We start from the raw sequence: 22,052 nt of genomic DNA, 5'->3' as shown, positions 1-22,052 counted from the left end.
GCACGCCTCGCGGCGTACACGGTAGTCACCGCACTGCCCCCTCGTCGCGGTGCGGCGGCGAGGCGGGCGGGCGCTCGCGGAGCGCTGCGGCGACGCGGCGCTCACGCCTCGAGCGGCACCGACAGGACGATCATCGGGATCCCGGCGCGCTGGAGCCGCGCCTGCAGCCGCACCGACAGGTCCTCGTCGCGCAGGAGCGGGTCCACGGCCGCGCCGTCCGGCGTGGAGCGGAAGCCCACCACCATGCTCTGCGCGGGCCTCCGGCGCATCAGGTCGGTGACCAGCGAGGCGGTGGTCTCGAGCGCGTCCGCGCCGCGGCGCAGCGCGATCGCGACCGGCAGCCCGGAGCGGCGGACCTGCTCGGCGAGCCCCTCGAGCTGCCGGCGGCGCTCCCGCTCGCGGGCGCGGAGGTGCTCCTCGCCCTGCACCGCCTCCGCGTCGAGCAGCGTCGCGCCCGCCAGGATCACCCCGCCCAGCCCGGCGGTGAGCCGTGCCAGCCACGCGAGCCCGACCCGCGCGAGCGCGACGCGGTCGCCCAGCACCAGCACGGCGACGGGGGCGTCGCGAGCGATGAGCGTCCCGGCGCCGACCACCTCGGCCTGGCGCTCCTCCGGCACCACCGGCGGCGAGGCCTGGCCGGCCGCCGCCTCGGCGGCGCGCGCCACCGCGTCGTAGCGGCGGCGGATCGCGAGGGCCAGCGCCACCGCGGCGGCCACGAGCAGGAGCGTGACCGCGGCCCCCGCGCGCCAGCGGGCGGCGGTGCCGGCCAGGATCACCGCGCACAGCGTGAGCGCCAGCGCGTGGAGCGCGGCGTCCGCGCGCCAGGGCGCGTGCAGCAGCCGGCGGCGGAGCGCGTGCCGCAGCATCGCCCACTGGCTGATGCTGAACGTCACGAACACGCTGGTGACGAACACCGCGATGAGCGGCTCCAGCGCGGCGCCGGTGAGCGCGGTCGCGGCGAGCGCGACGGTGGCGACGACCAGGATGCCGGCCGCGGGCGCGAGCCGCCCGTTCAGCCGCGACAGGCGGCGGGGCATGTACCGGTCGGTGGCGAGCGCGCCGAGGATGCGCGGGCCGTCCACGAACCCGGTCTGCGCCGCCATCACCAGGAGCGCCGCCTCGGCGAGCAGCGGGACCGCGACCGCCAGCCGCCCGGCCAGGCCGCCCCCCACCAGCTGCGCGGCGGCGCGCTCGAACAGCGCCGCGTTCATGGGGACCCCGGGCGACGGGCGGACGTCGTACGCGAGGTAGCCGGCCAGGATCACCGTGATGAGCAGCGCCGGCACGCCGGCCAGGAGCAGCATGGTGCGCCGCGCCGAGCGGACCTTGGGCTCGCGCAGGATGGGCACGCCGTTCGAGACCGCCTCGAGCCCGGTGTAGATGGCGCCGCCCATCGCGTAGGCCCGCACCAGCGTGCCCAGCGCGCCGACCGCGCCGCGATCGGCGGCGAGCCTCGAGAGGTCGCCCGGCACGGCCGCGACCGCGTCCGGGATGGCGCCGGCGCGCTGGGCGAGCGCCGCCCCGAGCACCAGCAGGTGCGAGCCGACGAACGCGAGCAGGATGGGGGCGAGGAGCGCGACCGACTCCTTCACGCCCCGGAGGTTCACGATCGCGAGCAGCGCCACGAGCGCCAGCGCCGCCGGGAGCCGCATCGCCGCCCAGCCGGCCGGGAGCACGGCCGCGGCGGCCTCGACGCAGGTGACCACCGACACCGCGACGTTGAAGCCGGCGTCGAGCACCAGCGCCACGCCCGACACCAGCGCCGTGCGCTCGCCCGCGGCGTGCCGCGCGGCGGTGTAGCCGCCACCGCCGTGCGGGAAGTGCACGACCATCCGCGTGTAGGCCAGCGCGAGGACCGCGAGCGTCGCCAGCGTGGCCAGGCCCGCGACCACCAGCACGCCGCGGTGCCCGCCGCTGGCGCGTCCGAGCACGTCCGGGCCGTACACGCAGGAGCCGAGGAGGTCGCCGCCCATCGCGATCCAGGCGGCGAGGACGCCGACCGTGACCCGGTCGAGCACCCGCGGATCCGACAGGTCGGGATCGGTGCCGAGGACGGCGTGCCGGAGCCGGCGCACCCCTCGACGTTGTGCACGGGATCAGCGCGCCGGCTTCGGGCGGGCGGCGGACGGGCGCGCCGCCCTCGACCGGCCGGCCGCCGCCCCCGCGCGCCGCGTCGCGATCGCGTGGAGGAAGCACTCCACGTCCACGAGATCGCGCGCGCCGAGCGGCCGCAGCCGCTCGAGCAGCCCGTCGGAGAAGGTCCGCAGCGCCGCGTAGGCGCTCCACCCGGGCGCCGCGTCCAGGCGCAGGTCGAACCCGAGGCGATCCGCGGCGGCCGAGGCGAGCCGCGGCGACAGGAACACCTGCTTCGCCGGCGAGGCGACGAACGGGAGCACGGTCGCGAGCGGCCACGCCACGGCCGGATCGCCGAGCGCGCCCGCGGCGGCGAACAGGCGCTCGAACCGTGCCCGCGCGGGCGAGGGCACCGCCAGAACCGCGAGCAGCGCCTCGAAGAACGGGAGCGCGGCCTCCTCGTCGGCGAGCGCCGCCCCGGCCTCGTCGAGGTCCACGGTGCCGGGGGCCGCGGCGGCCTTCCGCAGCACGCGCAGGGCGCGCTCGACCAGCGCGCGGTGATCGCCGTCCGCGAGCAGCGCCGTGGCGGCGCCGTCCCCGAACGCGCCCTCCATCTCGGCGGCGGCGGCGCGCCAGGCAGCGGCGCGGCCGCCGGGCGCGAGGTACGCCTCGCCGGAGAAGCCGCCGGGGTACGCCGCGGTGAACTGCGCCACCGCCTGATCGTGCGTCATCCAGCTCGCCGCCAGCGCGTAGCGCCGCGTCTCGGCGTCGAGCGCGAACGGCGTGAGCCCCTCCAGCCAGGGATCGTTCCCGGCGGCCTCGCGGCGGAGCAGGCGCCGCGCGTCCGGCAGGCGGAGCTTCGCCGCGAAGCGCGACTCGGCCGCGGGGAAGAACACGTGCACCGCGGTCGGCTCGAGCGCCACCACGCGCCCGAGGCCCAGGGTCGCGTGCCGGACCAGCGTGCCCGTCGACAGATCTTCCATGGGTCGCTCCTCTTCGCGAGGGCGACCGTTCGACGCGAACGGAGGTCGGCGCGATGTTGCTGCCAGAGTTGTACGCTGCCGCCGTTCCCGCGGCCAGCCCCCTCCCCCCCGCTGGCGCCGCCACGAGCCGGCCGCCGGCGGCACCGGCGCGGAGCCGTCAGCGCGTGCCGGCGAGCAGCTCCCGCGCGTCGTCGACCACCCCGTCCACCCACTCGATCACCGCCCGCACCCGCGGGACGCGCCGCAGGTCGCCGTGCACGAGGAGCCACAGGTCGTACGAGGGCGGCTCCGGGCCGTCGAGCCGGACGAGCGCCGGGTCGCCGTCCGCGACGAAGCACGGCAGCACCGCGGCCCCGATCCCGGTGCGCGCGGCCGCGGCGAGCGCCAGGCTGGTGTTGCACCGGAACGCCACGGCGCGGGCCGGCGCGAGGTCGTCCATCCAGCGCTCCTGGGGCGAGGTCGCGCCCTCGTAGGCGAGCACCGGGTCGCGGGCCAGGTCCAGCAGGCCGCGCCGCTCCGCCGCGAACGCGGGCGAGGCGTAGAAGCCGTAGGCGACCGACGCGACCTTCCGCGCGACCAGGCCCGCGTCGCTGGGGCGGCCCAGCCGGAGCGCCAGGTCCGCCTCGCGGCGCGTGAGGTCGTAGTTCCGGAAGTCGGCCGACACGTCCAGGAGCAGGCGGGGATGCCGCGCGCGGAGCGACGGCAGCGCCGGGGCGAGCAGGTGGCTCGCGACCGGCACCGAGGTGGTGAGCCGCACCGTGCCGGCCGGCGTCCGGTCGCGGGCGTCGGCGTGCCGCGCGATGGCGAGGACGTCCTCCTCCACGCGCGACGCGAGCGCCGCCAGCTCCTCGCCCGCGGCGGTGCAGGCCCAGCCCTGCGGGCCGCGCTCGAACAGCGGCAGGCCGAGCTCCTCCTCCAGCGCGGCCACGCGGCGCCCGACGGTGTTGCGATCGACCCCGAGCCGCTTCGCCGCGCGCGCGAGGCTGCCGCTGCGGGACAGCTCGAGGAAGAACAGCAGGTTTCCCCAGTCGAGCGGGCCCGACCGCGCCATCGCGGCGCGCACCGGGTCCACCGCGCGCGGGTTCCTCGCCATCGCACCCCTCCCCGCCCCTCGTGCCGCGGGCGCGGCGGCGCGGACGCCGGAGCGCCCGCACGGGCAGAGGTGATAGCACGGCGAAGGGCGGGCCGGGCTCGCCCGGTCAGGCCGCGCGGCGCTCGGATCGGCTGGCGGGCTCCCGCGACGGGACCGCGGCGTACGCGGCGAACGCGAGCGCGCCCACCGCCAGGCCGCCCGCCATGCCGAGCGAGAGCGTCCGCGCCGAGCCCCACAGCAGCGGCGCGAGCGCCGCCGCCACCAGGGCGTTGCCCGCCGTCTGCACGAACGCCTGGCACGAGGACGCCATCCCGCGCCGCTCCGGGAACAGGTCGAGCGCCATGAGGGTCAGCGAGGGCATCGCGAGCGACGTGCCCAGCACGTAGCCGACGAGCGGCAGCACGCTCCACGGCAGGGCGGGCGCGTGCAGCGCGTGGAACAGCACGTTCGCGAGGGCGGCCACCGCCATCGCGGCGAAGCCCCAGGCGACCGTGCGCTGGTTCGTCATCCGTCCCGCGAGCGCGCCGGAGGCCCAGTTGCCGAGCATCATGCCGCCGCTGATGGGGCCGAACAGCCAGAGGAAGCCGGTCTCGCCGACCCCGAGGTGGCGGAGCAGGAACACCGGCGCGGCCACGATGTACAGGAAGACCGCCGAGAAGCTGCAGGTGACGCCCGCGACCAGCGCCAGGAACGCGCGGGACGAGAGCACCTCGCGGTAGCCGCGCAGCATGGAGCGGACCTGGAGCGGCCGCCGCTGCGCCGGCGCCAGCGTCTCGGGCAGCGCGCGCCAGCACCAGGCGCACAGGGTCGCGGAGAACAGCGCCAGGAAGCCGAACACCGCGCGCCAGCCCAGCCACACGTGCAGCCAGCCGCCCACCACCGGCCCGAGCGCCGGCGCGATCGCGAACACCAGCGCGATGCGGCTCATCAGCCGGCGCGCCTCGGCGCCGTCGAGCAGGTCGCGCACCACCGCGCGGCCGATCACCATGCCCGCCCCGGCCGTCGCGCCCTGCAGCGCCCGGAACGCGACGAGCGCCTCGATGCGCCAGGAGAGCATGCAGCCGACGGAGGCGAGCGCGAACAGCGCCAGCATCGCGAGCGTCACGCGCCGGCGGCCCAGCGCGTCGGAGATGGCGCCCTGCCAGAGCGTCATCACCGAGAACGGCACCATGTAGGCGGTCAGCGTCTGCTGCACCAGCACCGCCGGCGCGCCGAACACGCGCCCGATCTCCGGGAACGACGGGAGGTACGCGTCGGTGGAGAACGGGCCGAGCGCCGAGAGCGCGGCGAGCAGCACTGCGAGCCGCCCGTGGTGCCGGGCGGTGGCGGGGGTGAGGCGTGGCATCGGGGGGAGCCGAGGTGTAGCCCCTCCGGCGGCGGCGCTCAAGCCGCTTCCGGGCGGCGCGCCCGGCTCACCCGATGTTGAACGAGCGCATGCGCCGCCAGAGCGTGCTGCGCGAGAGCCCCAGCGCGCGCGCCGCCTCCGCGCGGCTCCAGCGGTGCGCCTGCAGGGCGGCCTCGATGGCGGCGCGCTCGTACGCGTCGGCCGGCTCGACGGCGCGCACCGGCGCGTGCTCCGGCGCCCCGCCGCCGAGCACCTCCGGCGGCAGGTCCTCGGGCTGCACCGTCTGGCCCCGGCACACCGTGACGGCGAACTCGAGCGCGTTCTCGAGCTCGCGCACGTTGCCCGGCCAGGCGTGCGACATGAGCGCCCGGAGCGCGTCCGGCGAGAAGCGCACCGCCCGCCCCGCCCGCGCGCAGACGCGGGACAGGAGGAGCTGCGCCATCGGCTCGATGTCCTCCCGCCGCTCGCGGAGCGGCGGGATCTCCACCGGGAACACGCGCAGGCGGTAGTACAGGTCCTCGCGGAACGTCCCCTCCGCCACGGCGCGGCGCAGGTCGCGGTTCGTGGCCGCGATGATGCGCGCGTCGGCGCGGCGCGGCTGGTTCTCGCCGACCCGCTCGTAGGTGTGCTCCTGCAGCACGCGCAGCAGCTTGACCTGCAGGTGCAGCGGCAGGTCGCCGACCTCGTCGAGGAACAGCGTGCCCTGGGCGGCCGCGGCGAAGCGGCCCGGCCGGTCGCGGGTGGCGCCGGTGAACGCGCCGCGCACGTGGCCGAACAGCTCGCTCTCGAGCAGGTCGCCCGGCAGCGCGGCGGCGTTCACCGCCACGAACGGCCCGCTCCGGCGCGGCGAGTGCGCGTGGATGAGCCGCGCCAGGACCTCCTTGCCCGAGCCGCTCTCGCCGGTGACGAGCACCGAGGCCTCGCTGTACTGCAGGCTCTCCACCAGCCGCACCACCCGGCCCATGGCGCGCGAGCGGCTGATGATGCCGGTGGTGGCGAGCGCGGCGGCGGCGTCGCCCGCCTCCTCCTCGGCGGGCCGGAGCACCACCAGGTACCGCGCGTCCCGCGCGCACACGCCGTGCGGATCGAGCTGGAGCGGCGCGGCGGTGACGGAGAGCAGGTGCGAGGCGCCGTCGCCGGCCCGGAGCAGCGCGCGCCAGCCCTCGCGCTTCTCGCCCGCCAGCAGCGCCTGGCGAATGGGGCCGTCCGCGCCGAACAGCTCCGCGCCGAGCAGCGCCTCCACCGGCGTCCCGACCGTCCGCGCCGCGGCGCCTTCCCCGAGCAGCACGTCCAGGCGCGACGACACGTGCCGCACCCGGAACTGGTCGTCGAGCGCCATGCACACGCGCCCGAGGGATCCGAAGGCCGCGTTCACCGCGGCGAAGGCGACCTCGCTGCCCTGCTCCGATGCGCTCATGTGCCGCAGGCTGGCATGTCGCGTCGCAGCGCGAAACGCGGTGTTTCGCCGCGCTGAAACGTTCCGTGTCGTCGCGACCGGCGCGCCCGGCGCAACCGCCCGGAATCAGGGCACTCCGTCGCGGGCACGCGTCCCGCAAAGGGCATGAGCGAGGCCCGTGCGGCCGTCCACTGAACAGGAGATCCCGCGTGCGCAAGCTGATCCGAATCATCGTGACGGGGGCGGCGCTGGCCGCCCTGGCGCTGCCGCTGGCCGGCCGCGCCGCCGACCCCGATCCGCAGCAGAAGAAGCTCGACGAGTTGGCCAAGGAGCTCGAGGCGCTCAAGCAGCAGGTGAAGAAGGACGAGGAGAAGTCGCTCAGCAAGTGGCTGACGGTGAGCGGCGACTACCGGTTCCGCCTCGACTCGCTGAAGGGCGAGGTCCCCGCGTACTACCAGTACATGGGGCCGGCGGCCATGCCGGTGCCGATGCCCGGCTTCGACCCGGAGAACGGGACGCTGATGACGAACCGCTTCGGCCTGAACCTGAAGGCCAAGGCGACGCGGAACGTCACGGTCACGACGCGCCTGCTCATGAACAAGACGAGCGGCATGCAGACCGCCGACGCGACCAACGCCGGCTTCTTCGCGGACCGGATGTCGGTCCTCGACGGCACCATCGGCCACATCCCGACGGACAACGTCCTCCGCGTGGACCAGGTGTTCGCCACCTGGAGCAACATCTTCGACCAGCCGGTGTGGTTCTCGGTCGGCCGCCGCCCGTCCACGGGCGGGTCGCCCACCCACGTGCGGCAGGACGGCGAGCGCCCCGGCAACGGCGGCGTGCCCGGCCTGCTGGTGGACTACGCGTTCGACGGCATGACGCTGGGCTGGGCGCCGGAGATCGACGCGCTCCCCGGCGCGTTCGCGAAGCTCTGCTACGGCCGCGGCTTCGAGGCCGGCTACAGCAACACCAACGACCTGAAGGACACCGACATGGTCGGCGTGCAGGTCGTGCCGGTGGACACCGATCCGCTCCGCGTCGACTTCCAGTGGAACCGCGGGTTCAACATCTTCGACGACCCGAACAACGTGGGCGTCGAGCTCGGCGACATCGACTGGTACGGCGTGGGCGTGCTCAGCACGCTGAAGGGCATCGGCCCCGGCAGCCTCACCTCGTTCGCGAGCGGCGGCGTCAGCATCACCCACCCGAACGGCAAGCACATGCTGCTCGGCGGGATGGACTCCGGCGCCGGCCTGCTCACCAGCGGCCCGGACGACTCCGACCGCACCGGCTGGGGCGCGTACGCCGGCCTCCGCTACGACCTGCCCGCCGGCACCAAGATCGGCGGCGAGTACAACCACGGCTCGAAGTACTGGATGCCGTTCGACCCCGCCGCCGACGACCTGTGGACGAGCAAGCTCGGCACCCGCGGCAACGTCTACGAGGCGTACCTGATCCAGGAGCTGCCGCTGCCGGCGATCTCGTCGTTCGTCAGCAAGGCGTTCTTCAAGGTGGGCTGGCAGTACTACGACTTCGACTACACCGGCAGCAACAACTGGATCGGCGCGCCGGTGAAGATCTCGGAGCTGATGGCCAGCCCCATGAACGCGCAGATGCTCCCGCCGATGAAGTCCGCCCAGGACTTCTACGGCACGTTCGAGGTGCGGTTCTAGGCCCGGCGCGCGCGGCGGGGGACGAGGCCGTCCCTCGCCGCGTGCGGCCTCTCGTCGCACGGCGAACCCGCCCGCACCGCCCCTGGCTCACGCCGCAGCAGGCACCAACCCTCCCCCGCAGCAGCAGCAACCGTTCCAAGGAGATCCCAATGAAGAAGGCTCTCGCAGTCGTGGTCGCGGTCGTCCAGCTGGCGATGTGCGTGGTGGCGCTGAGCGGCGTCGCCCGGGCCGACGAGACGAAGATGGTGGGCGTCATCACGAAGATCGACCTCGCGGGGAAGGACGCGAAGACCGCGACGGTCGTCCTGAAGGACGTCAAGACCGAGGAGCTGGTCGAGGTGGTGATCCAGGACGACCTCACGCTCGACAAGTTCAAGGACCACCGCATCGTCGAGGGCGACGAGATCCGGTGCAAGTACGAGGTCAAGGACGGCAAGAAGCTGTCGACCTACTTCCGCAAGACGGCCGGCTGCTGATCGCGGCGCGCCCCCTCCCACGTCCCCCCGACCGAGGAACCAGACCATGAGACGTTCGGCGGCAGTCGCGTCCGCGCTGATCGCGCTGCTCCAGGCCCCCGGCGCGCTCGCCGCTGAGCACCCGGGCCGGAGCCAGATCGAGAAGGACGGCTACGAGGGCCCGTCCACCTGCGAGGAGTGCCATCCCGGCAAGGCCAAGGAGTTCCTCGGCACGGTCCACTGGAAGCACGCCTCCAAGGTGGACAACGTCGAGAACCTGGACCCGAAGCAGGAATACGGGATGAAGAACCGCATCTACACGATGTGCAACGGCAACGACATCGTGAACAACCTGAAGGAGATCCCGAAGAACGCGGACGGCAAGTCCAAGTTCACGGGCTGCAACACCTGCCACCCGGGCAACCACCTGAACGACGTGGGCAGCACCGGGCCCGAGGCGGAGGCGGCGGTGGACTGCCTGGTCTGCCACTCCACCGAGTACGACTTCCGCCAGCGCAAGCCGTACAAGGACGAGCAGGGCCGCGTGGTGATGGGCCAGGATCGCAGCACGAAGGCGGCGCTCGCGATCGGCAAGCCCACCGTGAAGAACTGCATGACCTGCCACGAGACCGCGGGCGGCGGCGTGCTGGTGAAGCGCGGCTTCTCGTTCACGAAGGACACCGACGCGCACGCCGCGAAGGGCATGGTGTGCGTGGACTGCCACCAGGCGAAGGACCACCGCATCCCGACCGGCTTCGACCCGAACAACTGGGCGAACGACGGCCTGCGCCTCTCCTGCGACGGCTGCCACGGCGAGAAGCCGCACAAGAGCGCGGACTACAACCGCCACACCGCGCGGATCGCCTGCCAGACCTGCCACATCCCGCGCACCGGCGGCGCGGTGGCGAAGGACTTCACGGTCTGGGAGAAGGGCGGCGACGGCTTCTACGAGCCGACCACGCTGAAGAAGGACGCGAACGAGACCGTCCCGGTCTACGCCTGGTACGACCGGAAGGTCCGCAACGAGCCGCACTTCATCGGCCCGAAGGGCAGCCGCAAGGACGCGAAGAGCAAGATCTACCCGTTCAAGATCTACATGGGGAAGGCGTTCTACGACGCGAAGTCGGGGAAGCTGCTCTCCATGGACTTCGCGCCGCCGATGGCGAACGGCGACACCCGCGCCGGCGTCGAGTCGGCCGCGCGGACGCTGGGGATGAAGGATCCGGCGGCGGTGGCGAAGGCCGCGGTGCCCGGCTGGCAGACGATCTACTTCGGCAGCAACCACCTGGTGACGCGGTCGAAGGCGCTGAACTGCGTCAACTGCCACGGCGTGAACGGCGTGCTGAACTTCCGCGAGCTCGGGTACGCGCCCGCCGAGGTGAAGAAGCTGACGAACCCGGAGCTCTACTTCAAGCAGCTCGTCGAGAAGCAGAAGGAAGAGTGGTGACGGCCCGCGCAGCGCGCCCGCGCTCCCCAAGCGGCGCGGCCGCTGCGCGGCCCTCGGGCGCAGGAGCCCACGTCCGCCCTCCGGGCTCGCCGCCGCCGCGCGGGCGGCCGCGAGCTCCGGCCGGCGTGGGCCTCCGGCGCTGAGCGACGCCCCTCGTCCCGGAGCCCCCCCTGCTCCGGGACGAGGGGATCGCCTTCTCGGGGCGCGCCGGCGCCCGGCGAGCCCGCCGCCCCCGGACGGACGGTAGAGTCCTGGCTTCCCATCGCCTTCGGGCAGGAGACGCCATGAGCTCCACGCGCCGGCACCCGCACGTCGTGAACGTCGCCGAGATCCCCCAGACCGTCGCAGAGAAGGGCACGCGGTTCGCGTTCCGGCGCCGCCAGCTGTCCGCCGAGAGCGGCGGCGAGCAGCTCGGCTGCAGCCACATGGAGCTGCCGCCGGGCAAGACCGCCTGGGCGCACCACTTCCACTGCGCGAACGAGGAGGCGATCTTCGTGATCGCCGGGAGCGGGCTGCTGCGCGTCGGCGACGCCGAGGTGCGGGTCGGCCCGGGCGACTACGTCGCGCTGCCCGCGGGCCCGGGCGCCGCGCACCAGCTCCGCAACGACGGCGCCGCGCCGCTGCAGTACCTCGCACTCTCCACGATGCTCCCCACCGACATCACCGTGTACCCCGACTCCGGCAAGGTGGGCCTGTTCGCGGGCTCGGCGCCGGGCGGGCCGAAGGAGCGGCGCTACCTGGCCGGCTTCACCGCCCGGCCCGAGGGCGGCGCCTGGTTCGACGGCGAGCGCGTCGACGGCTGATGCGCCCCGCGGCGGGACGGGCCGCGGCATCGAGGTCCGAAAACGGCGAGCGCCGCGGCCGGACCGCGGCCATGATGCCGCGCATGCCCCGCCCCGCCCCGCCGCCCGCGATCCCCGGCCTCGACGCCGGCGCCTGCTGGCGCGCCCACGTCGCCCGCGACGCGCGGTTCGACGGCCGCTTCTTCACCGCGGTGCTCTCCACCGGGATCTTCTGCCGCCCGATCTGCCGGGCGCGCACGCCGCGCCGGGAGCACTGCGCGTTCTACCCGAGCGCCGCCGCCGCCCAGGCGGCCGGGTTCCGGCCCTGCCTGCGCTGCCGGCCGGAGCTCGCGCCCGGCGTGGCCGGCTGGCGGGGCACCGCGAACACGGTCGCGCGCGCGCTCGCGCTGATCTCGGCGGGCGCCTGGGGCGAGCGCGACGACGTGGAGGCGCTCGCCGAGCGCGTCGGCGTCGGCGGCCGGCAGCTCCGCCGCCTGTTCGCCCGCCACGTGGGCGCGCCGCCGGTCCGGATCGCGCAGGCGCAGCGCGTGCTGCTGGCGCGCCGGCTGCTCGCCGACACCACCCTGCCGCTCGCCGACGTGGCCTCGGCGGCGGGCTTCGGGAGCGTGCGCCGCTTCAACGAGGCGGTGCGGCGCACGTTCCGGCGCCCGCCGGGCGCGCTGCGGCGCGGCGCGTCCGCCCCGCCGCCGGACGGCGCGATCGCGATCGCGCTGCCGCACACCGCGCCGTACGACTGGCCGGCGCTGCTCGGGTTCCTGGGCGCGCGGGCGATCCCCGGCGTCGAGCAGGTGTCGGACGGCGCGTACCGCCGCACCGTGGCGCTCGACGGCGCCGCGGGCACGGTCGAGGTCCGGCCCCATCCGCGGGGCCGCGGCCTGGTCGCGACGCTGCGGCTGCCGCGGGTGGCGGCGATCGCGCCCGCGGTGGAGCGCCTGCGCCGGCTGCTCGATCTCGACGCGGACGCCCGGGCGATCGGCGCGCACCTCTCGGGCGATCCGCTGCTCGCGCCGCTCGTCGCGGCGCGGCCCGGGCTGCGCGTGCCGGGCGCGTGGGAGCCGTTCGAGCTGGTGGTGCGCGCGGTGCTCGGGCAGCAGGTGAGCGTCGCCGCGGCCCGGACGCTGGCGGGCCGGCTCGCGGCGCGGCTCGGCGCCCCGGTGGACTCCGGCGACCCCGCGCTGTCGCGGCTGTTCCCCGGCCCGGAGGCGCTCGCCGGCGCCGACCTGGAGGGGCTCGGGCTGACCCGCGCCCGCGCCGCCACGCTCGCCGCGATCGGCGGCGCGGTGCGGGACGACCCGTCCCTGCTCGCGCCGGGCGGCGAGCTGGAGGACACCGTGGCGCGCCTCGACGCGCTGCCCGGCATCGGCCGCTGGACCGCGCAGTACGTGGCGATGCGGGCGCTGCACCAGCCGGACGCGTTCCCGGAGGGCGACCTCGGCCTGCTCGCCGCGCTCGGCGACCTGCGCGGCCGCGGGCGGGCGCCGCCGGGGGAGCTGCTGCGACGGGCCGAGCGCTGGCGCCCATGGCGGGCGTACGCGGCGCTGCACCTGTGGACGAGCCTGCGGCCCCGCGCACGCGCGGCGCCGGGCGCACGGAAGAAGGGGAGGCGGTCATGACGCTCGAGCACGTGGTGGTGGAGTCGCCCATCGGCCCGGTGCACCTCGTCTCGGACGGGCGCGCGCTCTGCGCGCTCGAGCTGGGGGACACGCCGCTGCTGCGCCCGGCGCTGGCGCGGCGCTTCGGCCCCGACCTCGCGCTGCGCGCGGGCCGCGACCCGCTCGGCCTGGCGTCCCGCGCGCGCGCCTGGTTCGCGGGCGACCTCGGCGCGCTGGACGGGCTCCCGCTCGATCCGGGCGGCACGCCGTTCCAGCGGCAGGTCTGGGACGAGCTGCGGCGCATCCCGGCCGGCGAGACCCGCAGCTACGGCGCGCTCGCGGCCGCGCTGGGGCGGCCGGGCGCGGCACGGGCGGTGGGCCTCGCGAACGGGCGGAACCCGATCGCGATCGCCATCCCCTGCCACCGCGTCATCGGGGCGGACGGGAGCCTCACCGGCTACGCCGGCGGCCTCGACCGGAAGCGCTGGCTGCTGGCGCACGAGCGCGCCGCGCTGGACGGGGCCGTCCCCCGCGCGCCCGCCGGCGTCGCTCACGAGCCCGGCGCGGTGGGCGGCGAGAACAGGGCCGCGATGGCGCGGGCCACGGTCCGCCAGAGCGCCCGCACGACGTAGAGCAGCGCGGTGAGCAGCGCGAGCGCCGCCGCGAGCGCGATCCAGGGGTGCGCCCAGATCGCCCAGGCGAGTGCCGCCACCACCCCGAGCTCGCCGGTGGTCGCCGCCGCGTTCGTCACCGGCTCGGGCGACGTGTCGATGGTGGCGCGGAGCCCGAGCTTGGTCGCGTGCGTGGCGAGGCCGAGCGCGCCGCCGAGCAGCGCGGCGACGACCGCGAGGCGCGGCTCGCCCCAGGTGGCGAGGACCGCCAGCGCCGCGGCCGCGAACGGCCGGATCGCGGTGTGGATCGCCTCCCAGGCGGTGGCGATCCCGGGCACGAGCATGGCGAGCGCCTCGACGAGCGCGAGCGCGCCCGCGGTCCCGAACACCCACGGGTCCGTCAGCAGGCCGAGCGCGCCCGGCAGCGGCCCGATCCAGCCGAGGTGCCCCGCGAGCCCCACGAACGCAGCGGCCGCGTACGCGCTGATGCCCGACGCGAACGCGAGGCCGAGCGACTGCGCCAGCGCGGTGAGCGGCTCCACGCGGGGAGCCTAACCGAACCGGCGGTGCGCGTGCGGGGAGCGACCCGACGACCCACCAGGAGGCGCCCGTCTGCCGGCCCGTCCCACGCTCGATGGACGTGCCGGGCGCGCCGGCAGGGGCCACCCTCAGAGGCGAGGGCAGCACCGGCCAGGGCGCGAGGTTGCGGGCCGCCGTCCGGGGCTATACGAGTCGAGCGCACATGGCGGACCACGAAACCATCGTCGTCGTGGACGACGACCCCGACCTCCGCGAGACGCTGGGCGAGCTGCTCGAGGAGGAGGGCTACGAGCCGCGCCTGTTCGAGAACGGGCGCGAGGCGCTCGACTACCTGCGGCACGGCGGCGACCCGAGCCTGATCCTGCTCGACCTCATGATGCCGGAGATGAACGGCTGGCAGTTCCGGGAGGCGCAGCTCCGCGACGACCGGCTCCGCGACATCCCGGTGGTGGTGATGACCGCGAGCCGCGGGCTCGACGGCGCGCCGCTCACCGCCCGCGAGATCCTCTACAAGCCGATCGGCCTGGGCGAGCTCATCGACGCGGTCGAGCGCAACGCACGGTGAACCGCGCGCCCGGGCCGGCGCGTGGTAGAACCGCGCGCCATGCCCGAGGTCGGCCTCGCCCAGCTCGTCCCGCTCACCGCCGTCGCCCTGCTCGCCGGCGTGGTGGACGCGATCGCCGGGGGCGGCGGGCTGCTCACGCTCCCGGCGCTGCTCTGGACCGGGCTGCCGCCGCACCTCGCGCTCGGGACGAACAAGGGCCAGTCGGTGTTCGGCTCCTTCGCGGCGCTGGTGCGGTTCTCGCGCGCCGGGATGGTGGACGGGCGGCGCGCGCGGGTCACGTTCCCGCTGGGCCTCGCCGGCTCGCTGGCCGGCGCCGGGCTGGTGCTGCTCGTGCCCCCGGCCACGCTGCGGCCGGTCGTCCTGGCGCTGCTCGCGTTCGCCGCGCTGTTCGTCGGGCTCCGCCGCGGGCCACCCGCCCGCCCGGACGGCGCGCGCCGCGAGGCGACGCCGCTCGTCGCCGGGGGGATCGCGCTCGCGATCGGCGCCTACGACGGCTTCTTCGGCCCGGGCACCGGCACGTTCCTCATCGTCGCGTTCGTGGCGCTGCTCGGCGACGGCCTGGCGCGCGCCTCCGCGGGCGCGAAGGTGGTGAACTTCGCGTCCAACCTGGCGGCGGTGGCGTTGTTCTCGGTCAAGGGCGTGGTGGTCTGGCGCATCGCGGTGCCCATGGCCGCCGCCCAGCTCGCCGGCGGGTGGATCGGCGCGCACCTCGCGGTCCGGCGCGGCGACGCGCTGGTCCGGCGCACCGCGGTCCTGGTGACGCTCGCCCTGGCCGTCAAGCTGGCCTGGGACATGCGCTCCTGACGCGCCGCGCCCTGGACGACCGGAAGCCCGGCACGGGTGCAAAGGCGCGCGCCCCGCTGGTACACTGGCGCGCCGCACCGCCCTGCTCGAGAGGAGAGCCCTGCCGATGAGCCGCATCGTCTCCGCCGAGGAAGCCCTCTCGGTCGTCAAGTCCGGCCACCGGGTGTTCGTGCACAGCGTCGCGGCCGCGCCGCGCCGGCTCATCGAGGCGCTCACCGCGCGGGCGCCCGAGCTGAGCGTCGTCGAGATCGTCTCGATCCACACCGAGGGGGACGCGCCGTACGCCGCGCCCGAGATGGCCCGGCACTTCCGCGTGAACGCGCTGTTCGTCGGGCCGAACGTGCGCAAGGCGATCGAGGAGGGGCGCGGCGACTACCTGCCGGTGTTCCTCTCCGAGGTGCCGCAGCTCTTCCGCTCCGGGATCCTGCCGCTCGACGTGGCGCTGGTGCACGTCTCGCCGCCGGACCGCCACGGCTTCTGCTCGCTGGGCGTGTCGGTGGACGTCACCCGCGCCGCGGTGCAGACCGCGCGGACCGTGATCGCGCAGGTGAACCCGCGCATGCCGCGCACGCACGGCGACGGCCTCATCCACGTGGACGCGATCGACTACATGGTCGAGGTGGACGAGCCCATCCACGAGGCGCCGGTGCGCGCGCTCACCGACGTGGAGCGCGCCATCGGCCGGCACTGCGCCGAGCTGGTGGACGACGGCGCCTGCCTGCAGCTCGGCATCGGGGCGATCCCCCAGGCCACGCTGGCGTCGCTCGGCGACCACCACCGGCTCGGCATCCACACCGAGATGATCTCCGACGGCGTGGTGGACCTGGTGGAGAAGGGCGTCATCACCGGCGAGCTGAAGCGCGTGCACCCGGGCAAGATCGTGGCCGGCTTCGCGCACGGCACCCGTCGCCTCTACGACTTCCTGGACGACAACCCGCTCGTCGCGATGCTCGACATCGCCTACGTGAACGACACGGCGGTGATCCGCCGCAACCCCAAGGTCACCGCCATCAACAGCGCCATCGAGGTGGACCTCACCGGCCAGGTGTGCGCCGACTCGGTGGGCGAGCGGCAGGTGTCCGGGGTGGGCGGCCAGATGGACTTCATCCGCGGCGCGGCGCTGTCCGACGGCGGCAAGCCCATCATCGCGCTGCCCTCCACGAACGCGGCCGGCGAGTCGCGCATCGTGCCGGTGCTGCGGCCGGGCGCGGGCGTGGTCACCACCCGCGCGCACGTCCACTTCGTCGTCACCGAGCACGGGATCGCCGACCTGTTCGGCAAGAACCTCCGCCAGCGCGCGGCCGCGCTCATCGCGGTGGCGCACCCGAAGCACCGCGACGTCCTCACCGCCGAGGCGCGCCGCCGGTTCGGTTCCTGGTAGCCGGGCCGCGGCGCGGCGCTAGCCGGCGAGCCACCCGCGCACGCGCGCGTAGACGCCCGGGTCGCCGAGCAGGTCCAGGTGGCCGACCCCGGGCGCGATGGCCCGGCCCGCGGGACCGAACGCGAGCGTGCGCGCGGGGTCCCGGTGCCGGCCCAGCGCGCTGGCGAGCGGGACCAGCCCGTCGCCCAGGAGGTCGGCCGCGGCGCTCCGCCCGCGCGCCGTCGTGCCGGCGACGGCGAGGCAGCGGACCCCGGGCGGCAGCGGCACCGGCCGGCGCCGGTCGGGCGACCGCGCGAAGCGATCGCGGCCCCGCCAGTCCTCCTCGAGCACGTTCCCGTGGCGCAGGTCCGTGATGCCGGCGCTGCGGATCCGCCCGAGGTTCGCGAGCGGCGCGGTGTACGGGCTGACGCCCAGCACGACGTCGACCCAGTTGCCGCCGCGCTCCAGCGGGGCGCCGTGGTGCGGCGTGCCGAGGAACACCGCGCTCCTCAGCCGGCGCGGCCACGCGTGCCCGGCGGCCGCCCCCTGCCGGCAGGCGCTCCGCGCGACGAGGCCGCCGAGGCTGTGGCCGAGCAGGGAGAGGTCCTCGAGCTGGACCGGCCAGGCGCGCACGAGCGCCTCGAGGACCTCGTCGAGCCCCCGCCCGCTCGTCGAGACGTGCAGGCCGCTGTTGTAGTGCAGGTACAGCGGCGTGTAGCCGAGGTCCCGCGCCAGCGCGGCGCCGTGATCGTGGCCGCGGCGGCGCCAGCGCAGCGGGTCGGTGCAGAGCCCGTGCACGAGCACCACCACCTTCCCCGTCGCACCCGGGATCGCGTCCCGCAGCGCGCGCCGCTCGAGCGCGACCGGCCGGCCCCCGAACCGGAGCTGCATCGGGATCGCGAGCGGGTTCCCGGTGGCGACGAGGTGATCCCCGAGCACGCCGTTCAGCGCCGCCCGGACCGCCTCGCGCCGGGGCGAGCTGGCCTGCCCGGCGCCGCCGGCGGCCCGCGAGAGCGCCGCGTCCCAGCCCTCCCCCGCGAGCCGCGTGACGCCCCGGACCGCGCCGTAGACGAGGCCGGTGAGGCCCCGGGTGCGCGCGCTCCGCGGCGCGTCGAGGAACCACGGCCCGCGCGCGATGTTGTGGTGCATCCCCTCGACGACGGCGGTCACCCCGAGCGTCGCGTCGAACGCGAGCCGACCCCAGCCCCGGAGCTCCGCGACGTCGAGGCGCGTCCCCATCGCGACGCAGCATGCCGCAGCGCGGGGGCCGCGGCCAGCCGGCACGGCGCCTACCGCCCGCGCTCTCGATCCTTCGCCGGCTCGGGCGCCTGGCGCTCGCGCTCCACGCCCTCCTCCTCGCCCGTGCCGAAGTAGCCCTCGTCGTAGGGTTCCCGCGTGGGCGGGAGATCGGTGCGCGGCGCCTTGCCGGGGTCCTTGCGTGGCTGATCCTTGGGCTCGCCCTTCATGGTTCCTCCCCTCCCCGCAAGCTGGGGCTATCACCAGCCGAGGTGAACCCCGTCCTCGCCGGCGCGCGTTGCCGCCGCCGGCCGGGGGATGGAACGTTCGTCCGGAGGCATCCCGATGGCGAGGGCGATCTGGAGCGGCGCGCTGACCTTCGGCCTGGTGAACATCCCGGTGAAGCTCTACACCGCGGTGCACCAGAAGGAGGTCCGGTTCCACATGCTGCACGACGCGGACGGCGCCCGCATCCAGCTGCGCCGCTTCTGCTCGACCGAGGAGAAGGAGGTCCCCTACGAGCACATCGTGAAGGGGTACGAGGTGTCGCCCGGCCGCTACGTGACGGTGACGCGCGAGGAGCTGGAGGCGTTCGATCCGAAGGCCACGCGCACCGTGGAGATCCACGACTTCGTGGAGCTCTCCGAGATCGACCCGGCGTTCTTCGAGGCGAGCTACTACCTCGTGCCCGACCGCAGCGCCGCGAAGGCGTACCGGCTGCTCGGGGACGCCATGCGCAAGGCGGGCAAGGTCGCGATCGCGACCGCGGTGCTGCGCACGCGCGAGTCGCTCTGCTGCGTGCGCCCGGCGGCCGGCGGCGCCCTGGCGCTCTCCACCATGAACCGCGCCGACGAGATCGACTCGCCGGGCTCGCTGGAGCTGCCCGAGGCGGGCGAGCCGTCCTCGCGCGAGCTGCAGATGGCGGAGCAGCTCGTCGCGTCGCTCTCCGGGCCGTTCGAGCCCGAGCGCTACCCGGACCTGCGTCGCGAGCGCGTGCTCGAGCTCATCGAGCGCAAGGCGGAGGGCCAGGCCATCGAGGCGCCCGCCGCCGAGCCGGCCGGGGCCGAGGTGGTGAGCCTCGCCGACGCGCTCTCCGCCAGCCTCGCGGCGGCCCGCCGCCGGGGCGACGAGCACGAGGCGCCGGCGCGCGGCGAGCGACGCCACGCGGCCGCGGCCGCGGCCCGGACCACCGGCCGGCCCCGCGCCGCGCGCGCGTCGCGCAAGAAGCGCGGGTGATCCGTGGCGCGCGCGCAGCAGGGCGTCGAGGTCGAGGTGGAGGGGCGGCGGATCCTCCTCCGCAACCTCGACAAGGTGTTCTACCCCGAGGCCGGCTTCACCAAGGGTGAGGTGGTGGACTACTACCGCCGCGTCGCCCCCGTGCTCCTGCCGCACCTGCGGGACCGGCCGCTCACGCTGAAGCGCTACCCGGAGGGCGTGGACGGGCCGCACTTCTACGAGAAGCGCTGTCCGCGCCACCGCCCGGACTGGTTCCGGACCGAGGCGATCTGGAGCGAGGGCAACCAGGACTACATCGACTACTGCGTGGTGGACGACCTGTCCTCGCTGGTGTGGCTCGCCAGCATCGCCGACCTGGAGCTCCACCCCTCGCTGTCGCTGGTGGACGACGTGGAGCGGCCCACCGCGCTCGTGTTCGACCTCGACCCGGGCCCGCCCGCCGATCTGCTCGCCTGCTGCGAGGTGGCGCTGCTGCTGCGGCGGCTGCTCGCCGCGCTCGGCCTGGAGGCGTTCCCGAAGGGCTCCGGGTCGAAGGGCATGCAGCTGTACGTGCCGCTCTCCGGCGCCACCTACGCGGACACGAAGCCGTTCGCGCACGCCGTCGCCCGCCTGCTGGAGCGCCGCCACCCGCAGCTCGTGGTCGAGCGCATGGCGAAGGCGCTCCGCGGCGGCAAGGTGCTGGTGGACTGGAGCCAGAACGATCCGCACAAGACCACCGTCTGCGTCTACTCGCTGCGGGCGCGGCCGCGCCCCACCGTCTCCACCCCGCTCCGCTGGGCCGAGGTGGAGAAGGCCGTCCGGACCCGCGACGCGGGCGGGCTGGTGTTCGAGGCGGCGGCGGTGCTCCGGCGGGTCGAGCGCGTGGGCGACCTGTTCGCCCCGGTGCTGACGCTGCGCCAGCGCCTGCCCGCCCCGGCGGAGCTCGAGCGGGCGGCCGGCGCGTGAGCCCCGTCGGCGGCGCCTGCGGGCGCCCCGGCCGCGACGGCGGCACGCCTCCGGCGCGTGGCGCGCCCTGCGCCGCGGTCGCACCTTGTCCTCGGCGCGCGCACTCACCGCGCCGGGGGGAGAGAGAGCCATGACCGAGCAGCACCGGCCCGGCCGGCCCACGCATGTCCCGCCCGTGCACCCGGGCGGCGCGACCGAGGCGGTGCGCCAGCTGCCGACGCGCGATCTGGTGACGGAGCTGGCGCGCAAGGCCAGCGCGCTCGCCCGCAAGGAGGTCGAGCTCGCCAAGGCGGAGCTTCGGGCCGACCTGCGCGCCGAGGCGAAGATGGCGAGCGGGCTGGGCGTGGCGGGCCTGTGCGGGATCTTCACCGTGCAGCTCCTGCTCACCGCGGTGGTGCTCGCGCTCATGGAGGCGGGCCTGCTGCCGGGCTGGGCGGCGGCGCTGGTGGTCGCCGCGGTGGTGCTGGCCGTCGGGACCGCGGCCGGCCTGTGGGGCTGGGGGCGCCGCGTGCGCAAGCCGCTCGACACGACCCGCCGGTCGCTGCAGGACGGCGTCCGCTGGGCGAAGGAGCAGGTGGCATGACGCCGGACGCCGACGGGCAGGTGCGCCGCGTGTCGGGGGAGATCGACGCGCTGCGCGGGGAGCTGGGGATGCTGGTCGGCGAGCTGGACCGCCGCCGGAGCGAGCTGTTCGACCTCGGCCTGCAGGCGCGGCGCCACCCGGTGGCGGCGGCGATCGCGGCGAGCGCCGCGGCGCTGGTGGTCGGCGGCCTGATCGCGCTGGCGGTGCGCGCCCGCTCGGAGCGGCGGCGCCCGACGGTGCGGGCCCGCGACGCCCGGCGCGCGCTGGCGCGGCTGCTCGATCACCCGCACCGCGTGGCCGCGGAGCCGAGCGTGCTGCGCAAGGCAGCCGCGGCGGCGGCGAGCACGCTGGCCGTGGCGTTGGTGCGGCGCGCGGTGGTGGACCGCTACCTGCGCCCGCCTCCGGCGCGCGCTGCGCCCGCCGCGGCCCGCGCCCGCTGAGGCGGGGCCGCGTCGCACCGGCGCGGCGGCGCCCCACGGGAGCGCCGCCGCGCTGCTCACTGGACCCGATCCTGGATCTCGTGCGCGCCCGCGTGGTGGGCGCAGTGCGCGCAGCAGAACATCCGCCCCCCCGCCTCGGTGCCGTGCCCGATCACCCTGCACCCGCAGTGCGCGCAGCGCGGCGCGAGCGCCTGGATGGCGCACTCGAAGCTGTCGAACACGTGCCGCTTCCCGCTCGCCGTGATCTCGAACACCTTGTCGTACTCGTTCCCGCAGACCTCGCAGCTCCCCGTCATCGCGCTTCCTCCCGGCCGGTCGCCCCGGCCTCCGCCCACCCTCGGCCGGCGCCGCGGCGGAGCCGCCGCCGGGCCCCGGCCGCCGCCCACGCGGCCGCGAGCGCCAGCTCGCCCGCGCCGTCCAGCAGGTACACCGGCGCGATCCGGCGGCGCCTCCCCGCGTACCAGAGCTCGACCGCCGCGATGCCGGCCGCGCTCGCGAGCGCGAGCAGCCGGACCTCGGGCGTGATCCGGCGTCGCGCGCCGGCGGCGAGGAGCGTCGCGCCGATCGTGCCGACCAGCACGCCCACCGTCCGGACCAGCCAGGGCTCGAGCTTCGGCCCGGTGACCGCCACGAAGCTCGGCATGTGGACGAGCGGCCACGCGCCCGTGGCTGCGTAGAACGCGCCCTGGCCCAGCGCGAGCGGGCGCTCCCAGCCGCGCCCCGCCTCCCCGCCCCCGATCTGACGCGCCGCGAGCACGTCCACGAGGATGGCCACGGCCCGGCGCCGGTGCCGCGCCGCCCTCCCGCCCTGCCCCGCCCGCGCCCGCAGGGCGGGCGCCGGACCCGCGCGCCGCGAGCGCACGCCCCGG

At 76.0% G+C, this 22,052-nt stretch carries 23 protein-coding genes; 13 read left to right on the top strand and 10 right to left on the bottom strand.

What is annotated here, in order from left to right; genetic code table 11:
* Nucleotides 1-101 precede the first annotated feature (101 nt).
* The 5 genes from ANAEK_RS05190 to ANAEK_RS05170 all read right to left on the bottom strand — a co-directional run bounded on the left by ANAEK_RS05190 (nt 102) and on the right by ANAEK_RS05170 (nt 6,911).
* Nucleotides 102-2,075, bottom strand: coding sequence for an APC family permease (locus ANAEK_RS05190; RefSeq protein ID WP_012525103.1), 1,974 nt, complete (start codon nt 2,073-2,075; stop codon nt 102-104).
* 21 nt (nt 2,076-2,096) lie between these two features.
* The gene (locus ANAEK_RS05185; RefSeq protein ID WP_012525102.1) at nt 2,097-3,056 is read right to left on the bottom strand and encodes a hypothetical protein; all 960 of its coding nucleotides are present in this window, start codon (nt 3,054-3,056) and stop codon (nt 2,097-2,099) included.
* Between the two features lie 157 nt (nt 3,057-3,213).
* Nucleotides 3,214-4,149: a LysR family transcriptional regulator gene (locus tag ANAEK_RS05180; RefSeq protein ID WP_012525101.1), complete on the bottom strand. Its 936-nt coding sequence runs from the start codon at nt 4,147-4,149 to the stop codon at nt 3,214-3,216.
* A gap of 106 nt (nt 4,150-4,255) precedes the next feature.
* Nucleotides 4,256-5,494, bottom strand: a complete 1,239-nt coding sequence (locus tag ANAEK_RS05175; RefSeq protein WP_012525100.1) for a multidrug effflux MFS transporter — start codon at nt 5,492-5,494, stop codon at nt 4,256-4,258.
* Nucleotides 5,495-5,561: 67 nt separating this feature from the next.
* Nucleotides 5,562-6,911 (bottom strand): sigma-54-dependent Fis family transcriptional regulator, encoded by a 1,350-nt coding sequence (locus ANAEK_RS05170; protein ID WP_012525099.1) that lies wholly within the window; start codon nt 6,909-6,911, stop codon nt 5,562-5,564.
* Between the two features lie 188 nt (nt 6,912-7,099).
* Here ANAEK_RS05170 and ANAEK_RS05165 point away from each other — a divergent pair, with 188 nt between their 5' ends.
* From ANAEK_RS05165 to ANAEK_RS05140, 6 genes are all read left to right on the top strand, one after another.
* A complete protein-coding gene (locus tag ANAEK_RS05165; protein ID WP_012525098.1) occupies nt 7,100-8,566 on the top strand; it encodes a DUF3373 domain-containing protein in 1,467 nt (488 codons plus the stop codon).
* Nucleotides 8,567-8,715: 149 nt separating this feature from the next.
* On the top strand, nt 8,716-9,042 hold the full coding sequence (locus ANAEK_RS05160; RefSeq protein ID WP_012525097.1) for a hypothetical protein: 327 nt from the start codon (nt 8,716-8,718) through the stop codon (nt 9,040-9,042).
* 46 nt (nt 9,043-9,088) lie between these two features.
* The gene (locus tag ANAEK_RS05155; protein ID WP_012525096.1) at nt 9,089-10,468 is read left to right on the top strand and encodes a multiheme c-type cytochrome; all 1,380 of its coding nucleotides are present in this window, start codon (nt 9,089-9,091) and stop codon (nt 10,466-10,468) included.
* A 284-nt stretch (nt 10,469-10,752) separates the two neighbouring features.
* Entirely contained in the window at nt 10,753-11,271 is a 519-nt protein-coding gene (locus tag ANAEK_RS05150; protein WP_012525095.1) for a cupin domain-containing protein, read from the top strand.
* 71 nt (nt 11,272-11,342) lie between these two features.
* Nucleotides 11,343-12,884: an AlkA N-terminal domain-containing protein gene (locus ANAEK_RS05145; RefSeq protein ID WP_012525094.1), complete on the top strand. Its 1,542-nt coding sequence runs from the start codon at nt 11,343-11,345 to the stop codon at nt 12,882-12,884.
* Entirely contained in the window at nt 12,881-13,495 is a 615-nt protein-coding gene (locus ANAEK_RS05140) for a methylated-DNA--[protein]-cysteine S-methyltransferase (protein ID WP_012525093.1), read from the top strand. Before ANAEK_RS05145 ends, ANAEK_RS05140 begins: the two co-directional genes overlap by 4 nt.
* Here ANAEK_RS05140 and ANAEK_RS05135 read toward each other — a convergent pair.
* Nucleotides 13,414-14,016 (bottom strand): DUF4126 domain-containing protein, encoded by a 603-nt coding sequence (locus ANAEK_RS05135; protein WP_012525092.1) that lies wholly within the window; start codon nt 14,014-14,016, stop codon nt 13,414-13,416. The two genes, ANAEK_RS05140 and ANAEK_RS05135, sit on opposite strands and share 82 nt — an antisense overlap.
* Before the next feature lie 200 nt (nt 14,017-14,216).
* Here ANAEK_RS05135 and ANAEK_RS05130 point away from each other — a divergent pair, with 200 nt between their 5' ends.
* From ANAEK_RS05130 to ANAEK_RS05120, 3 genes are all read left to right on the top strand, one after another.
* Nucleotides 14,217-14,579 carry a response regulator gene (locus ANAEK_RS05130; protein WP_012525091.1) on the top strand — a complete coding sequence of 121 codons (363 nt, stop codon included), beginning with the start codon at nt 14,217-14,219 and terminating at the stop codon, nt 14,577-14,579.
* Nucleotides 14,580-14,618: 39 nt separating this feature from the next.
* Nucleotides 14,619-15,383: a TSUP family transporter gene (locus ANAEK_RS05125; RefSeq protein WP_012525090.1), complete on the top strand. Its 765-nt coding sequence runs from the start codon at nt 14,619-14,621 to the stop codon at nt 15,381-15,383.
* Between the two features lie 106 nt (nt 15,384-15,489).
* Entirely contained in the window at nt 15,490-16,764 is a 1,275-nt protein-coding gene (locus ANAEK_RS05120) for an acetyl-CoA hydrolase/transferase family protein (RefSeq protein WP_012525089.1), read from the top strand.
* 18 nt (nt 16,765-16,782) lie between these two features.
* On the opposite strand, the gene ANAEK_RS05115 is transcribed toward ANAEK_RS05120, so the two are convergent.
* Complete coding sequence (locus ANAEK_RS05115) at nt 16,783-17,982, bottom strand: triacylglycerol lipase (RefSeq protein ID WP_012525088.1); 1,200 nt, start codon at nt 17,980-17,982, stop codon at nt 16,783-16,785.
* A 50-nt stretch (nt 17,983-18,032) separates the two neighbouring features.
* A complete protein-coding gene (locus tag ANAEK_RS23120; RefSeq protein WP_012525087.1) occupies nt 18,033-18,209 on the bottom strand; it encodes a hypothetical protein in 177 nt (58 codons plus the stop codon).
* Between the two features lie 115 nt (nt 18,210-18,324).
* Between ANAEK_RS23120 and ANAEK_RS05110 the strand changes: the two genes are divergently transcribed.
* From ANAEK_RS05110 to ANAEK_RS05095, 4 genes are all read left to right on the top strand, one after another.
* Nucleotides 18,325-19,215 carry a Ku protein gene (locus tag ANAEK_RS05110; protein ID WP_012525086.1) on the top strand — a complete coding sequence of 297 codons (891 nt, stop codon included), beginning with the start codon at nt 18,325-18,327 and terminating at the stop codon, nt 19,213-19,215.
* 3 nt (nt 19,216-19,218) lie between these two features.
* Complete coding sequence (gene ligD, locus ANAEK_RS05105; RefSeq protein WP_012525085.1) at nt 19,219-20,160, top strand: non-homologous end-joining DNA ligase; 942 nt, start codon at nt 19,219-19,221, stop codon at nt 20,158-20,160.
* A gap of 130 nt (nt 20,161-20,290) precedes the next feature.
* Entirely contained in the window at nt 20,291-20,743 is a 453-nt protein-coding gene (locus ANAEK_RS05100; RefSeq protein WP_012525084.1) for a phage holin family protein, read from the top strand.
* Nucleotides 20,740-21,183, top strand: coding sequence for a hypothetical protein (locus ANAEK_RS05095; protein ID WP_012525083.1), 444 nt, complete (start codon nt 20,740-20,742; stop codon nt 21,181-21,183). The genes ANAEK_RS05100 and ANAEK_RS05095 overlap by 4 nt, the downstream gene beginning before the upstream one ends.
* A 56-nt stretch (nt 21,184-21,239) precedes the next feature.
* On the opposite strand, the gene ANAEK_RS05090 is transcribed toward ANAEK_RS05095, so the two are convergent.
* Both ANAEK_RS05090 and ANAEK_RS05085 read right to left on the bottom strand, forming a co-directional pair.
* The gene (locus ANAEK_RS05090) at nt 21,240-21,479 is read right to left on the bottom strand and encodes a hypothetical protein (RefSeq protein WP_012525082.1); all 240 of its coding nucleotides are present in this window, start codon (nt 21,477-21,479) and stop codon (nt 21,240-21,242) included.
* Nucleotides 21,476-21,958, bottom strand: coding sequence for a hypothetical protein (locus ANAEK_RS05085; RefSeq protein WP_012525081.1), 483 nt, complete (start codon nt 21,956-21,958; stop codon nt 21,476-21,478). Before ANAEK_RS05085 ends, ANAEK_RS05090 begins: the two co-directional genes overlap by 4 nt.
* Nucleotides 21,959-22,052: the final 94 nt, after the last annotated feature.

The sequence above is a fragment of the Anaeromyxobacter sp. K genome, from assembly GCF_000020805.1.
Taxonomy (GTDB): domain Bacteria; phylum Myxococcota; class Myxococcia; order Myxococcales; family Anaeromyxobacteraceae; genus Anaeromyxobacter; species Anaeromyxobacter dehalogenans.
This window is presented reverse-complemented; position numbering and strand designations above follow the sequence as displayed.